This is a genomic window from Lysobacter sp. GX 14042, assembly GCF_021390425.1.
Taxonomy (GTDB): Bacteria; Pseudomonadota; Gammaproteobacteria; order Xanthomonadales; family Xanthomonadaceae; genus Novilysobacter.
On record NZ_JAJUWY010000002.1, the window covers coordinates 16,253 to 30,450 of the forward strand.

At 71.7% G+C, this 14,198-nt stretch carries 14 protein-coding genes, 1 tRNA gene and 1 pseudogene; 6 read left to right on the forward strand and 10 right to left on the reverse strand.

Annotated features, from left to right (window positions below; translation table 11 throughout):
- Positions 1-19 precede the first annotated feature (19 nt).
- On the reverse strand, positions 20-1,156 hold the full coding sequence (tgt, locus tag LY625_RS03320; RefSeq protein ID WP_233737595.1) for a tRNA guanosine(34) transglycosylase Tgt: 1,137 nt from the start codon (positions 1,154-1,156) through the stop codon (positions 20-22).
- Positions 1,153-2,205 carry a tRNA preQ1(34) S-adenosylmethionine ribosyltransferase-isomerase QueA gene (queA, locus tag LY625_RS03325; protein WP_233737596.1) on the reverse strand — a complete coding sequence of 351 codons (1,053 nt, stop codon included), beginning with the start codon at positions 2,203-2,205 and terminating at the stop codon, positions 1,153-1,155. The genes tgt and queA overlap by 4 nt, the downstream gene beginning before the upstream one ends.
- Positions 2,206-2,430: 225 nt before the next feature.
- Between queA and LY625_RS03330 the strand changes: the two genes are divergently transcribed.
- The gene (locus LY625_RS03330) at positions 2,431-3,930 is read left to right on the forward strand and encodes an aminotransferase class III-fold pyridoxal phosphate-dependent enzyme (RefSeq protein WP_233737597.1); all 1,500 of its coding nucleotides are present in this window, start codon (positions 2,431-2,433) and stop codon (positions 3,928-3,930) included.
- 78 nt (positions 3,931-4,008) lie between these two features.
- Here the strand turns inward: LY625_RS03330 and LY625_RS03335 are convergent, their stop codons facing one another.
- The 7 genes and pseudogenes from LY625_RS03335 to rsmD form a co-directional block, all read right to left on the reverse strand.
- Positions 4,009-4,740 carry a TMEM43 family protein gene (locus tag LY625_RS03335; RefSeq protein WP_233737598.1) on the reverse strand — a complete coding sequence of 244 codons (732 nt, stop codon included), beginning with the start codon at positions 4,738-4,740 and terminating at the stop codon, positions 4,009-4,011.
- Positions 4,737-5,627 carry an MBL fold metallo-hydrolase gene (locus LY625_RS03340; RefSeq protein ID WP_233737599.1) on the reverse strand — a complete coding sequence of 297 codons (891 nt, stop codon included), beginning with the start codon at positions 5,625-5,627 and terminating at the stop codon, positions 4,737-4,739. The genes LY625_RS03335 and LY625_RS03340 overlap by 4 nt, the downstream gene beginning before the upstream one ends.
- Positions 5,624-7,327: pseudogene (gene ggt, locus LY625_RS03345) on the reverse strand (gamma-glutamyltransferase); the annotation flags it as partial. The pseudogene ggt and the gene LY625_RS03340, both read right to left, overlap by 4 nt.
- Positions 7,328-7,455: 128 nt before the next feature.
- Positions 7,456-7,707: a YfhL family 4Fe-4S dicluster ferredoxin gene (locus LY625_RS03350; RefSeq protein ID WP_233737600.1), complete on the reverse strand. Its 252-nt coding sequence runs from the start codon at positions 7,705-7,707 to the stop codon at positions 7,456-7,458.
- A gap of 70 nt (positions 7,708-7,777) precedes the next feature.
- Entirely contained in the window at positions 7,778-8,281 is a 504-nt protein-coding gene (locus LY625_RS03355; RefSeq protein WP_233737601.1) for a hypothetical protein, read from the reverse strand.
- Between the two features lie 78 nt (positions 8,282-8,359).
- Complete coding sequence (coaD, locus tag LY625_RS03360; protein ID WP_233737602.1) at positions 8,360-8,863, reverse strand: pantetheine-phosphate adenylyltransferase; 504 nt, start codon at positions 8,861-8,863, stop codon at positions 8,360-8,362.
- Positions 8,860-9,528 carry a 16S rRNA (guanine(966)-N(2))-methyltransferase RsmD gene (gene rsmD, locus LY625_RS03365; protein ID WP_233737603.1) on the reverse strand — a complete coding sequence of 223 codons (669 nt, stop codon included), beginning with the start codon at positions 9,526-9,528 and terminating at the stop codon, positions 8,860-8,862. The genes coaD and rsmD overlap by 4 nt, the downstream gene beginning before the upstream one ends.
- A 66-nt stretch (positions 9,529-9,594) precedes the next feature.
- Between rsmD and ftsY the strand changes: the two genes are divergently transcribed.
- The 4 genes from ftsY to LY625_RS03385 all read left to right on the forward strand — a co-directional run bounded on the left by ftsY (position 9,595) and on the right by LY625_RS03385 (position 13,518).
- The gene (gene ftsY, locus LY625_RS03370) at positions 9,595-10,887 is read left to right on the forward strand and encodes a signal recognition particle-docking protein FtsY (RefSeq protein ID WP_233737604.1); all 1,293 of its coding nucleotides are present in this window, start codon (positions 9,595-9,597) and stop codon (positions 10,885-10,887) included.
- A 71-nt stretch (positions 10,888-10,958) separates the two neighbouring features.
- Positions 10,959-12,173, forward strand: a complete 1,215-nt coding sequence (locus LY625_RS03375) for a hypothetical protein (RefSeq protein WP_233737605.1) — start codon at positions 10,959-10,961, stop codon at positions 12,171-12,173.
- Entirely contained in the window at positions 12,170-13,207 is a 1,038-nt protein-coding gene (mutY, locus tag LY625_RS03380) for an A/G-specific adenine glycosylase (RefSeq protein WP_233737606.1), read from the forward strand. The genes LY625_RS03375 and mutY overlap by 4 nt, the downstream gene beginning before the upstream one ends.
- A 38-nt stretch (positions 13,208-13,245) precedes the next feature.
- Positions 13,246-13,518: an oxidative damage protection protein gene (locus tag LY625_RS03385; RefSeq protein WP_233737607.1), complete on the forward strand. Its 273-nt coding sequence runs from the start codon at positions 13,246-13,248 to the stop codon at positions 13,516-13,518.
- Here LY625_RS03385 and LY625_RS03390 read toward each other — a convergent pair.
- Entirely contained in the window at positions 13,497-13,943 is a 447-nt protein-coding gene (locus tag LY625_RS03390) for a DUF6491 family protein (protein WP_233737608.1), read from the reverse strand. The two genes, LY625_RS03385 and LY625_RS03390, sit on opposite strands and share 22 nt — an antisense overlap.
- Before the next feature lie 109 nt (positions 13,944-14,052).
- Here LY625_RS03390 and LY625_RS03395 point away from each other — a divergent pair.
- Positions 14,053-14,128, forward strand: a tRNA-Phe gene (locus tag LY625_RS03395).
- Positions 14,129-14,198 lie beyond the last annotated feature (70 nt).

The window sequence follows — 14,198 nt, forward strand, 5'->3', positions numbered from 1 at the left end:
GGAAAAGACAAGCCGCCGATTATGCCACGGCGACCAGCGGCGGCGGTTCTGCGCCGCGTGCCGCATAGAAGGACTCCCGGAACGCGCGGAAGTTCCCCGCGGCGACCGCTTCGCGCACCTGCGCCATCAGCCGCTGGTAGTAGCGCAGGTTGTGCAGGGTGCCCAGCATCGGCCCGAGCATCTCGTTGCAGCGGTCCAGGTGGCGCAGGTAGGCGCGGCTGAAGCCCCCGGCGCAGGCCTGGCAGTCGCAGCCCTCCTCGATCGGACGCAGGTCGTGCTCGTACTTCGCGTTGCGCACGCGCAGCGTGCCGGTCGAGGTGAAGTAGTGGCCGTTGCGGCCGTTGCGGGTCGGCATCACGCAGTCGAACATGTCGACCCCGCGGGCGACGCCCTCCACCAGGTCCTCTGGGCGACCCACGCCCATCAGGTAGCGTGGCCGGTCGGCCGGCAGTTGCGGACAGGTGTGCTCGAGCATCGCGTTGCGCTCGGCTTCCGGCTCGCCGACCGCCAGGCCGCCGATCGCGTAGCCATCGAAGTCCAGATCCACGAGCGCGGCCGCCGAACGGCTGCGCAGCTGCGGATGCACCCCGCCCTGGACGATCCCGAACAGCGCGGCGTCGTTGCCCTCGTGGGCGCGCTTGCTGCGCTCGGCCCAGCGCAGGCTCAGCTCCATCGAGGTGCGCGCCACCTCCTCGCTGGCCGGATACGGCGTGCACTCGTCGAAGATCATCACGATGTCCGAGTCGAGCACCTTCTGGATCCGCATGCTCTCCTCGGGCCCCAGGAACACCCGGCGGCCGTCGATCGGCGCGGAGAAGTGCACGCCGGCCTCGGTGATCTTGCGCTTGTGCGCCAGCGAGAAGACCTGGAAGCCGCCGGAATCGGTCAGGATCGGCCCGTCCCAGCGGGCGAAGCCGTGCAGCCCGCCATGCGCCCCGATCACCTCCAGGCCGGGGCGCAGGAACAGGTGGAAAGTGTTGCCCAGGATGATCTGCGCGCCCATGTCGCGCAGCTGCTGCGGCAGCACGCCCTTGACCGAACCGTAGGTGCCCACCGGCATGAACGCCGGGGTCTCCACGCTGCCACGGGGGAAGTCCAGCCGGCCACGCCGCGCGGCACCGTCGGTGCCCAGCAGTTCGAACGACATGCGGCTCATGCCCGGTCCTCCGGGAACAGCAGCATCGCGTCGCCGTAGGAGAAGAAGCGGTAGCGCGCGTCCACCGCGTGGCGGTACGCCTGCGCGATCCGGTCGCGGCCGGCGAATGCGGAAACCATCATCAACAGGGTGCTCTCGGGCAGGTGGAAGTTGGTCAGCATCGCGTCGACCGAGCGGATCCGGTAACCGGGAAGGATGAACAGCCGGCTTTCACCGGAAAAAGGCCGCAGCCCGCCATGCGGGTTGCCCGGACCGGGCTGCATCGCGCTCTCCAGCGCGCGCACCACGGTGGTGCCCACGGCGATGACCCGGCCTCCGGCTGCCCGGGTGCGGGCCACCTGCTCCACCAGCGGGGCCTCCACCTCGATCCGCTCGGCGTGCATCACGTGCTGCGACAGGTCCTCGACCCGCACCGGCTGGAAGGTGCCGGCGCCCACGTGCAGGGTCACCCGCGCGGTCTGGACGCCGCGCGCGGCCAGCGCCTCCAGCAACGCCGGATCGAAGTGCAGCCCGGCGGTCGGCGCCGCCACCGCGCCGGCGTTACGGGCGAACACGGTCTGGTAGCGGTCGGTGTCCGCTGCGTCCGGCTCGCGCTGGATGTACGGCGGCAGCGGCAGCCGGCCGGCATCCTCGAGGTATTCCTGCAGCGGCCGGCCGACCCTGAAGGCCAGCACGTAGAACCCGCCGTCGCGGCCGGTCACCTCGGCGGTGCCGCCAGCATCGAGCTCGATCACCGCGCCGGGCTTCGGCGACTTGCTGACACCCAGCTGCGCCCGCGCCTGGTTCCCGTCCAGCAGCCGCTCGACCAGGATCTCGACCCGGCCGCCGGTCTGCTTGTGGCCGAACAGCCGCGCCGGGATCACCCGGGTGTCGTTGAACACCAGCAGGTCGCCCGGCTCCAGCAGCCGCGGCAGGTCGCGCACCTGCTGGTCCAGCAGTCCGCCGGGCGCCGGCGGCACCACCAGCAGGCGGCTGGCGGAGCGCTCGGGCAGCGGCGCCTGGGCGATCAGTTCCGGCGGCAGGTCGTAGGTGAAGTCGGATTTCTTCAAGGTCGTGGCGGCCCGGCCCGCGGCAGGGGGGCCGGATCCGGGATTCCAGGGCGCGACAGTCTAGCGGCGGGCGGCTTTATAGTCGCTGGCGGCACGTGGTAGAATCGCGCAAATGATTGATCCATAAAGCGTTTGCAGACGCGCGGCGCGTGCCGCGCGTTTTCGTTCGGCGGCCCGTCCCGCGACGGCCCGGCGCCGGCACCCATTCCCGGAGGAGCCTGATACATGTCCAGCAACGCCCAAGACAACACCATCGCCACCCGGCTGCGCCCGCTGCGCGCCCACGGCGGCGAGCGCCTGACCCCTGGCCTCGACGACGCCACCCTCGCCCGCTTCGCCGGAAACCCGGACCTGCAGCTGGCTGCCGAGGCCGCCGTCGAGCAGTACGGGCGCGTCAAGGACGAGTTCGCCGAGCTGCTGGACCTGGACGAGCGCGAGCAGGTCGGGCGGGTACAGGCCGGCTTCGTCAACTTCTATCCCGACGATGCGGTGAACCCCTACGTGGCGCTGGCCGCCCGCGGCCCCTGGATCATCACCCTCAAGGGCGCGGTGCTGCACGACTCCGGTGGCTACGGGATGCTCGGCTTCGGCCATGCCCCGGCCGCGGTGATCGAAGCCATGTCGCGCCCGCAGGCGCTGGCCAACATCATGACCCCCAGCGTTTCGCAGCTGCGCTTCGAGCGCGCGATCCGCGCGGCCATCGGCCTGGGCCGCGAGTGCCCCTACAGCAACTTCCTGTGCCTGAACTCCGGCTCCGAGTCGGTGACCCTGGCCGCGCGCATCGCCGATGCCAACGCCAAGGCGATGACCGACGAGGGTGGCCGGCACGCCGGGGCGGTGATCAAGCGGGTGGTGGTCAAGGGCGGCTTCCATGGCCGTACCGACCGTCCCGCGCTGTACTCCGATTCCACCCGCAAGACCTACCTGCAGTACCTGGCCAGCTACCGCGGCGAGGACACGGTCATCGCCATCGAACCGTACGACGAGGCCGCCCTGCAGAAGGTCTTTGATGACGCCGCGGCCAACAACTGGTTCATCGAAGCGATGTTCCTGGAGCCGGTGATGGGTGAAGGCGATCCGGGCCGCAGCGTGCCGGTCGCGTTCTACAACCTGGCCCGCAAGCTGACCCGCGACCACGGCTCGCTGCTGCTGGTGGATTCGATCCAGGCCGGCCTGCGCGCCACCGGCACGCTGTCGATCGTCGACTACCCGGGCTTCGAGGGTTCCGAGGCGCCGGACATGGAGACCTTCTCCAAGGCGCTCAACGCCGGCCAGTTCCCGCTGTCGGTGCTGGCCGTCAGCGAGCGTGCCGCCGGCTGCTACCGCAAGGGCCTGTACGGCAACACCATGACCGCCAACCCGCGCGGCCTGGACACCGCCAGCGCGGTGCTGGCGCTGGTCACCGACGAGGTGCGCGAGAACATCCGCGTGCGCGGCAAGGAGGCCATCGGGAAGCTGGAGAAGCTGAAGGACGAACTGGGCGGGCTGATCACCAAGGTCCAGGGCACCGGCCTGCTGTTCTCCTGCGAGTTGGCCCCGCAGTTCAAGTGCTTCGGCGCCGACTCCACCGAGGAGTGGCTGCGCCGCCACGGCATCGGCGTGATCCACGGCGGCACCAACTCGCTGCGCTTCACCCCCACCTTCACCATGACCAGCGAGGAGCTGGACCTGCTGGTGGAGATGGTCGGCCGCGCACTGCGCGAGGGCCCGCGCAAGCAGGCCTGAGTCCGGCGGGCGTGACATGCGAAGGCCGGGCATTGCCCGGCCTTCTTTTTTCCAGCACCCATCGACGGCGCGATCAATTCAGCGGCGGCGCCCCCGGCGGTGCCACAGGGCCAGCCCGCCGCCCAGGATCAGCAGTCCGGCCAGCAGCGGCCACCAGTGGCGGCGATCCTTCCGCTCATCCTCCGCCCCGGGGAGGTCCACCGGCGGCAGCGGACGCGCATTGAGCGCGGCATTGGCCGTGCCCGGGGAGAGCTCCCAGCGTCCGTCGACCAGCTCCACCCGTCCGGCCAGTTCGGGCAGCTGCAGCTCGCGCCAGCGCAGGCGCAGGTCGCCGACCCGCGGATCCAGCGGGTTGTCCGCGCTGGACAGCCCATCCCCTTCGGGCTGGAAAGTGGCCGCCAGGTTGCCCGGCAAACGGCTGAAGCCGGGCCGGAACGCTTCCCAGCGTCCCAGCGCGCGCAGTACCGACGGGTCCAGCGGCCGGTCGTCCAGGGTCGGGGCCTCGGCCCACCAGCGCCGCCCCTCCATCGGCATGGCCGCCGGGTTGCGATGGCTGGGCGGATAGCCGGCGGACTCCACCAGCCCGGCCTTCCAGACCCGCTGGAAGTCGCCGTTGGGGTCGCGGTACCACTGGTACATCTCGACCGTGCGCTCCAGGCCGAACTGCCCGGTGCGCACGCCGAAGTCCGGGTCCTCCAGCGTGGTCCCCGGACTCGGCGGGCCTTCGGGCACCACCGGCCCGGGGGCGACTTCGGCCAGCGCGCTCCCGGCGAGCAGCAGCCCCGCCAGCAACGCCAGCGCGCGCCTCATGCCGCCAGCGTCCTCGCCTGCAGGCCGGCCACCTCGTTGTCGGTCGCGTAGCGCCCGCGTTCGTCACGCACCACCCGGGCCATCGCGCAATCCGGGTCATGGGTAAAGAACAGGTGCACGTCGCGCTCCAGCTTGTCGGCCAGGAAGGCTTTCTTCTCGTCGATCAGCAGCTCGGCGTTGCGGTCGTACCCCATGGTGATCGGCACGTGGACCCATGGCCGGCCGGGTACCAGGTCGGCGCAGAACACCAGCCCGCCATGCGGCTCGCCATCGCCGTGCAGCGGGCCGGTGATCTCGGCCAGCATCAGGCCAGGGGTATGGCCGTCGCTGAAATGGAAGCGCACCGCCTCCCCCAGCAGTTGCGAGTGCGGCCCGTCCACCAGCTCCAGCCGGCCGGTCGCCTCGATCAGGCCGGGCAGCTCCGGGATGAAGCTGGCACGGTCACGCGGGTGCGGGGCGCGGGCGCGCTCCCAGTGCTCGCGGCCGATGATGTAGGAGGCGTTGGGAAACACCAGCCGCGGCGCCTCGCCTTCCGCGTACGCGGCCAGCAGGCCGCCGGCATGGTCGAAGTGCAGGTGCGACAGGACGATGACGTCGATGTCCCCGGGGCTGAAGCCCGCCTGCGCCAGTGACTCGAGCAGCACGTGCCGGTCTTCCACCACGCCATAGCGCTCGCGCAGCTTCGGCTCGAAGAAGGCGCCGATGCCGGCCTCGAACAGTACCGTCTTGCCGGCCAGCGGCGTGGCCAGCAGCGCGCGGCAGGCCAGGTCGATGCGGTTGCGCTCGTCGGGCTGCACCCAGCGGCTCCACATCGCCCGTGGCGCGTTGCCGAACATCGCCCCGCCGTCGAGCTTCTGGCTGTTGCCCAGCAGTGACCAGAGTTTCATCGCCTTGCTTCCTCCACAGCGGCTTCCCGCGGCGGGTCCTGCAGCAGCCTGACCTCCGCGGTGCCGACCGGGTTGCGCGGGTCGGTGCCGCCCTCCAGGGTACCGGCCGCGCGGTCCCACAGCACGGTCTGCAGGTTGCCCCAGACGTGGCTGGAGGCACCGGCCTGGACCTCGTCGCGCGGCATGTCCAGCGTGTGCCCCATGGCTTCCAGGCGGTCGGCGGCCGCCAGCGGGATCGCGCCCGGCTCGGCCTCTATGCGGTCGGGCATCCACTGGTGGTGGAAGCGCGGCAGCGCGGCGACTTCCTGCGCGCCCAGCCCGTCGGCATAGCCGAGGATGCCCAGCAGGACCATGGTGATGATGCGGCTGCCGCCGGGCGTGCCCAGCACCGCGACCCTGTCGGCGGACTCCATGAAGGTCGGGGTCATCGAGCTGAGCATGCGCTTGCCCGGCTCCACCGCGTTGGCGTCGAACCCCATCACCCCGAAGGCGTTGGGGGTGCCGGGCCTGAGCGCGAAGTCGTCCATCTCGTTGTTGAGCAGCACCCCGGTACCCGGTGCGACCAGGCCGGAGCCGAACAGCAGGTTCACCGTCTGGGTGGCGCCGACCCGGTTGCCCTGGGCATCAATGACCGAGAAATGGGTGGTCTCCTCGTCTTCCAGCGGCGTCGGCTCGCCCGACAGCAGCGCGCTGGGGGTGGCGCGGCCCGGATGGATGGTCGCGCGCAGGCCGCGGGCGTAGTCCACGCTGGTGAGGATGTCCACCGGCACGTCGACGAAGTCCGGGTCGCCCAGGTAGAAGGTCCGGTCGCGGTAGGCCCGACGCATCGCCTCGGCGGTCAGGTGGATCCGCTCGGCCGGCTCCAGCCCGGCCAGGTCCCAGCCCGCCAGGATCTGCAGCATCTGCGCCAGCGCAACGCCGCCCGAGGACGGCGGCGGCGCGGTGACGATTTCCCAGCCACGGTAGTCGAAGCGGATCGGCTCGCGCTCGCGCACCCGGTAGCCGGCAAGCTCGGCCGGGTCCCAGCGTCCGCCCTCGGCGGCCACGCCGGCGACGAGCTTCTCCCCCACCTCGCCGCGGTAGAAGCCGTCGTGGCCGCGTTCGGCCAGCAGCTCCAGGGTCCGCGCCAGGTCCGGCTGGCGCAGCAGCTCGCCGGCCTGCGGCGGGTCGCCGTCGGCCAGGAACACCTCGCGGGTGCCCGGATAGCGTTCCATCACCTCGGCCCGGGCGGCGTAGCCCCGTTCCAGCCGCGGATAGACCTCGAAACCCTCCCGGGCAATGCGGATCGCCGGTGCCAGCGCGGTCGCCAGCGGAACCCGGCCGTAGCGCTCCGACAGGTGGACCAGTGCGGCCGGGAGCCCCGGGATGCCCGCCGCCCAGGGACCATTGGTGGCGGTGTCGCGGTCGAGCTCGCCGTCCGCATCCAGGTAGACCTCCGGGGTGGCCGCCGCGGGCGCGGTCTCGCGCGCGTCGATGAACACGTCGCGGCCGCTGTCCGCCTCGTGCAGCAGGAAGAAGCCGCCACCGCCCAGGCCCGAGCTGATCGGCTCGACCACCGACAGCGCCGCCGACACCGCGACCGCGGCATCGAAGGCGTTGCCACCGGCGGCCAGCACGTCCATGCCGGCTTCGGTGGCCAGCGCGTGCGCACTGGCGATCGCGGCGCCCGGCGGAGTCTGCGCCTCGACGACCGCCGCGGTGTCTTGGGTAGTCGCCGGATGCGGAGCACCGGCGACCGGGGCACCCAGTCCGGCACAGGCGGTGAGCGTGGCCAGCAGGCCGGCGAGGAGGAACGGGTTCAGGACGGGACGCACGGCGTGCTCCTGTATCAGCCGGCGCCACCCAGGGCGGCGAGCTTGGCCAGCAGCTGCTCGCGCGACTCCGGGAAGGCCGGATCGGGGTCGATGCATTCGACCGGGCATACCTCGACGCACTGCGGCTCGTCGAAGTGGCCGACGCACTGGGTGCAGCGCGCCGGATCGATTACGTAGATCGTCTCACCTTGCGTGATGGCCTCGTTGGGACAGGCCGGCTCGCAGACGTCGCAGTTGATGCAGAGTTCGTTGATCTTCAGTGACATGGGGGTCCTGCAACCGGCGCGGGCCGCCGGCGGTGGCCCGCACCCGGGACGGGCGCGGGCCGGTTGGGGCTCAGCTGGCCTCGACGAACTGGAAGTCGACGCCGGCCGGCTCGACCGCGGCGCGGACCCGGGCCTCGTCGGCGGCGTCACCGATGAAGAGCAGCTTGACGCCCTTCATGGCGCCGTCGTCGACCTTCTCGAACGCACTGACCACCATGTCGGCCATGGCCGCGGACTCCGGCGAGGCGAACGCGATCAGGTTGCCCTGGACCACGCCACGCTGCATGGCCAGGTCGATCTCCTCGTTCAGGCGCTCGCGCTGGCCCTCGTAATCGGCGCTGTCCGCGCCCGGGAGGTAATACACGTACGGGCTGTTGGTGATGTCGCCCATGTTGCGGCGGACGACATCCGACAGGTAGGCGGCCCACTCGTTGTCATCGGCCGTGGCCGGTGCGCTGAGCGGGGCCTGCTCGACGGTCTCCGGCCCCTGCTGGACCGCGGCGTCGTCCTGGCAGGCGGCCAGTACGGGCAGTGAAAGGCAGGCGAGCAGCATCAGGCGTGCGGTGGTGTTCATGTGGTTCCCCAATTGCGTGGTTGTTGGAAGGCGGCCGGAGCCGGGGTGCGGTGGGTGGCGCCAGCGGCGCCGGGCTGGTCAGTCCGCCGGACGCCGCCACTGCTCCTGCAGGGCCTGCGCGACCGCCGGGGTGACGAAGCTGGAGACATCCCCGCCCAGGCGCGAGATCTCGCGCACCAGCGAAGAGGAAATGAAGCTGTACTGCTCCGAGGGGGTCAGGAACAGCGTCTCGACCTCCGGGATCAGGTGGCGGTTCATGCTGGCCAGCTGGAACTCGTACTCGAAATCCGAGACCGCCCGCAGCCCGCGCAGCAGCACCCCGCCGCCGACTTCGGCGACGAAATGCGCCAGCAGCGAGTCGAAGCCGCGGACCTCCACGTGGCGGTGGTGCGCCAGCGCCTGGCGGGCCAGGTCCACCCGCAGTTCCAGCGCCAGCGCCGGTCCCTTGTTGGGGCTGGCCGCCACCCCCACCACGAGCCGGTCGAACAGCGGCGCCGCCCGGTCCACCAGGTCGACGTGGCCACAGGTGATCGGGTCGAAGGTGCCGGGATAGACGGCAATGCGGTTGCGGGCCGTGGTCATGTGTCTGCCTGGACAGCCGGTGGGGTGTCGGGACCTGAACCGAGTGTATCAACCGGCGGGCCACCCTTTGCGTTTCCGGCGTGGCGGAACAGCGCATGGTGGGTGTCGCGGGTGCGCCCGTCGCGGTGCAGCTGCCAGGGCGCGGGCAGCACCAGGTCGAGTTGTGGCGGTCCTTCCAGGTAGATCCAGCCGCCCGGGGCCATCGCCGGAAGCACGCCGGCCAGCGCCGCCTGCCAGGCGTCCGAGGCGAAGGGCGGGTCCAGGAAGGCGACATCGAAAGGCCCGCGGCGGGTCGACAGCCAGCGCAGGGCGTCGGCCTGGACCACCTCGACCACCTCGCCCCCCTCGAGCCGGCCGGCAATTTCCCGCAGGGACGCCACCAGCACCGGATCCCGCTCCACCAGCACCGCCGCGGCGGCTCCCCGCGACACCGATTCCAGGCCGAGTGCGCCGCTGCCGGCGAACAGGTCGAGCACCCGGGCGCCGGGGAGCACCGGTGCGAGCCAATTGAACAGGGTCTCGCGCACCCGGTCGGGGGTCGGCCGCAGCCCGTCGACGGCGGCGACCGGCAGCCGCGTGCCGCGCCACCGCCCGCCGATCACCCGCACGTGCCCGGCCACCGGGCGGGAGGCCTGCGGGGCGGGCCTTTGTGGCCGTTTGCTCATCGGGAGGGATGCAGTGCCGGTGCTAGCATGTGGGGCATTCTCGCGCATTCACGAAGCCCCCTGTCGATGGCCAGCCTGTTCCGCCGAAAGAAGCCGGAAGATACCCCCGGCAGCCGCCGCTTCAGCATCGAGGAACTCGCCGCCGCGTTCCCCGATGCACAGCCGGAAGATCCGGCGAAAAAAGACCCCGTTGCGACACCGGAGCCGCCTCCGGCGGGCACTCCGGAACCGGCGGCCGAGCCGACGACGGCCCCGGCCGCCGATGCCGCTGCCGGGGCCGCCGCACCGCCTGTCGACCCGGCTCCGGCCATACGCGAAGCTCCACCGCCGGTGGCACCTCCGCCGGCACCGGCACCCGTGCCGGCACCCGAGCCCGGGCCAGCGGTTTCCACCGCAGTGGACCTGCCCGGCGCGGCTCCCTCAGCGCCGGCCGCACCCGCCGGCCGCTCTGGCTGGCGCGAGCGCCTGCGCGGCAGTGGTTTCGCCCGCGGCTTCAGCGGCCTGTTCTATTCCAACCCCAGGCTCGACGAGTCGCTGCTGGATGACATCGAGACCGCGCTGATCACCGCCGACGTCGGAATGACCGCGACCACCGAGCTGGTCGAGGGATTGCGCAAGCGGATGAAGGCGCGCGAGTTCGCCGACGCCAACGCACTGCTCGGCGGGTTGCGGGCCGAGCTGCTCGCGCTGCTGGAACCGGTGGCGAGGCCGCTGGAAATCGACCCGGCCGCACAGCCGTTCGTGCTGTTGACGGTGGGAGTCAACGGCGTCGGCAAGACCACCACCATCGGCAAGCTGGCGCACCGGTTCCGCGGCGAAGGCCACTCGCTGATGCTCGCCGCCGGCGACACCTTCCGCGCCGCCGCGGTCGCCCAGCTGCAGGCCTGGGGCCAGCGCAACGGGGTGACGGTGATCGCCCAGGGCCAGGATGCGGATCCGGCCTCGGTCGCCTTCGATGCATTGCAGGCGGCGAAGGCCCGCCGGACCGACGTGTTGATCGCCGACACCGCCGGGCGCCTGCACACCCAGGCCGGGCTGATGGGTGAGCTGGGCAAGATCAGGCGCGTGCTGGGCAAGATCGACCCCGACGCGCCCCACGAGGTGCTGATGGTGATCGACGGCACCACCGGCCAGAACGCGCTCAGCCAGCTGCGCCAGTTCCACGCCGCGGCCGGGGTGACCGGCCTGGTGGTGACCAAGCTGGACGGGACCGCCAAGGGCGGCGTGGTATTCGCCCTGGCCCGCGAGTTCGGCATTCCGATCCGTTTCGCCGGCATCGGCGAGCAGCCGGAGGACCTGCGGGTGTTCGACGCCGCGGCCTTCGTCGACGCGCTGCTGCCACAGAAGCTGGGCAGCTGACCCGGCGCGCCGTGGACGCCGGCCCGGGTCCGGACACCGCCGCACGCCGCCCACGCCGGAAGGGATTGCTGGTGGCGCTGGTGGCGCTCGCCCTGCTGCTTGCCGCGCTGTCCTGGCTGGCGCGGCCGCAACAGGTCGCCGCACTGGTGCTGCACCGGGCGGGGGCGGCGCTCGGGCTGGAGGTCAGTTTCGATGGTGCGGCGGAATACCGCCTGCGGGGGACTCCACACCTGATGGTCCGGGGCCTGCAGGTACGGCAGCCAGGCGCCGGCCAGACACTGCTGAGCGCGCGCCGGGCCTACCTCGCCCTGCCCTGGTCCACCCTGCGCGGCGCTGGCGGCGAGCTGACCGTGGAGCGCATCGAACTCGACGCCCCGGTACTGGACCTGGCGGCGCTGCAGGCCTGGCTGGCAGGCCGCACGTCCAATGGAGCCCCGCGCATTCCGACGCTGACCGGCGGGTTGCGGGTCACCGGCGGCACGGTCGCCGGTGCCGGCTGGACCCTGCGCAGGCTCGGACTCGATGTGCCAACCCTTTATCCCGGACGCCGTACCACCGGCCGCGCCAGTGGCGAGCTGCTGGCCGGCCACACCCGCCTGCCCTTCGACCTGCAGGTGATGCTGTCGGCACCGGCGCCGGACGCGGCGATCGGCATCGCCGGCATCGCCACCGTGGTGGACCGGTCATGGCACCTGCCGATGCGGCCGGTCCTGTCGGCGCGCCTGCACGCCGGCGCGGACGGGCTCGGGCTCGACGGCATGCGCCTGGGAATGCGTGCACGGCATGTCGCGCCCGGCAGCCAGCCAGTGGAGTTCACCGCCGGGCTCGCCGCGCCGCTGCGCTACCTTGACGGGCGACTGGCGCTCGCGGATCTCGCGCTGGTGGTCCGCGGCGACGGTACCGTGCCGGACCTGGGCGGCCGCGGCAGCTTCGCCTGGGACGCCGGCATGGAGCTGGACCTTGGAGGCACGATCGAGCGCTGGCCCGCCGCCTGGCCGCCCCTGCCGGAACCCCTCGGCTCGTCGGTGTCGCCGCTGCCATTCGCCCTCGCCTATGCGGGTCCGGCCGACCTGTCGGGTCCTGCAAGCCTGCGCCTGAAACGTGACCGCGCCCGGCTGGAGAGCGCCTTCCACCTGCCGGACGTGCTGGACTGGCTCGAGCGCCTGCCGGCAGGCACGCCACTGCCGCCGCTGCACGGCCGGCTGGTCGTGCCGCGCGTGGAGATCGCCGGGGCGATCCTGCACGGCGTGGAGATCGAAATGTCGGCGGAGGCTGCCGAACCGTGAGCCCGGATTTCGCCCCCCGCCTGCTGGCCTGGTTCGACCGCGCCGGACGCCACGACCTGCCCTGGCAGCACCCGCGCACGCCGTACCGGGTCTGGCTGTCGGAGGTGATGCTGCAGCAGACCCAGGTCGCGACAGTCATCCCCTATTTCGAACGCTTCACCCGCGCCCTGCCCACGTTGCCGGCACTGGCCGACGCACCTCGGGAACAGGTACTCGCCCTGTGGTCCGGACTGGGCTACTACGCCCGCGCCCGCAACCTCCACGCCGCCGCCCGGCTGTGCATGCAGCACCACGACGGCGGCCTCCCCCGTGACACCGCCGCACTGGAAGCCCTGCCCGGCATCGGCCGCAGCACCGCGGCCGCGATCGCCGCCCAGGCCTGGGGCGACCGCCACGCGATCCTCGACGGCAACGTCAAGCGGGTGCTCGCGCGCTACCACGGCGTGGAGGGCTGGCCGAACCTGCCCAGGACCGGGAAGGTCCTGTGGGCCCTGGCCGAAACCCATTTGCCCCAAGCCCGCCTGGCCGACTACACCCAGGCCCAGATGGACCTGGGCGCGACCGTGTGCACCCGCGCCAATCCGGCCTGCATGTTGTGCCCGCTGCAGCAGGACTGCGTGGCACGGATCGAGGGCCGCACCGCCGAACTGCCGACCCCGCGGCCCGGCAAGACCCTGCCACAGCGCCACGCGACCGTGTTGTGGGTCGAGGATGCGGACGGGCGCATCCTGCTGCAGCAGCGCCCACCGGCCGGGATCTGGGCCGGGCTGTGGACCCTGCCGCAAGCCGACGGGGCCGCAGGCGCGCGCGAGTGGTTCGAGCGACACCTGGCGGGCGACTTCACCGCCGGCGAGCCACTGCCGGCCATCGACCACGCCTTCAGCCACTACCGCCTGCAACTGCGGCCGCTGCGCTGGCACGGCATCGCGCCGGCCGGCGGGGTGGGCGACAATGAAGCACTCAGGTGGGTGGCGCCCGCTGCCCTGGACCGCCTCGGCATCCCCGCCCCCATCCGCCGCCTGCTGGCGCCCTGACCCGGGGCGCCCCGGACGCTCACCGCACAGGAACCGCAATGCCCCGCCAGGTCTACTGCCAGTACGAAAAGCGCGACACCGAGGGCCTGGACTTCGCCCCCTGGCCGGGCGAGCTGGGCAAGCGCATCTACGCCGGGATCGGCAAGCAGGCCTGGCAGGCGTGGCTCGCCCACCAGACCATGCTGATCAACGAGAACCGGCTCTCGCCGATGGACCCGAAACACCGCGCGTTCCTGGAAGAGCGCATGGTGAAGTTCCTGTTCGAGGGCGAGGCCGGACAGGTCGCCGGCTACGTGCCGCCGGCCGACTGACGGATCGCCTTCTCGTCCTCCTTCAGCCCGGCGCGGTCGAGCGGCTGGATGGTGCGGATGCGACAGGCAAGCCCCGGGGCGGTGGCCGTGGCGCCCAGCACCCGCACCGAGTCGAAGCCGGCGAACACATCGCCGGTCTGGTCGCCGATGCTGATCGCCCTGCCAAACGACAGGTCCGGGCACTGCGCATCCAGGGTGAACAGGTAACCCTCGTTGCCACGCACCCACACCACCAGCGCCTGGTCGCCCACCGGCTCCCAACTCCTGGGTGTCCCGAAGTAGCGGATCTTGGCCACCGGCTCACCGGCGTTGCGCTGGTACAGCGCGAGCTTCTGCGTATCCGACAGGCTGGAGCCGGTGGCACAGGCGGCCAGGCCGGAAACGATCGCGACGGCCATGACCGCCACCCTGCTTGCGTGCTTCATCCGTTCCTCCTCGGCCGACGCCGCTGCGGGATCCGAGGATAGTCGAAGCGCTTGCCCGTTCGACGACCCGCCGCTATCATTCCGCTCCTTCGCGGCGTGCCCGCGACGTGGCCAGGTAGCTCAGTTGGTAGAGCAGGGGATTGAAAATCCCCGTGTCGGGGGTTCGATTCCCTCCCTGGCCACCATGATCAAACGCAGGCCCCGCAACGGTTCCAGCTGTTGCGGGGCTTTTCGTTTTCCGACCCCACCATGCGC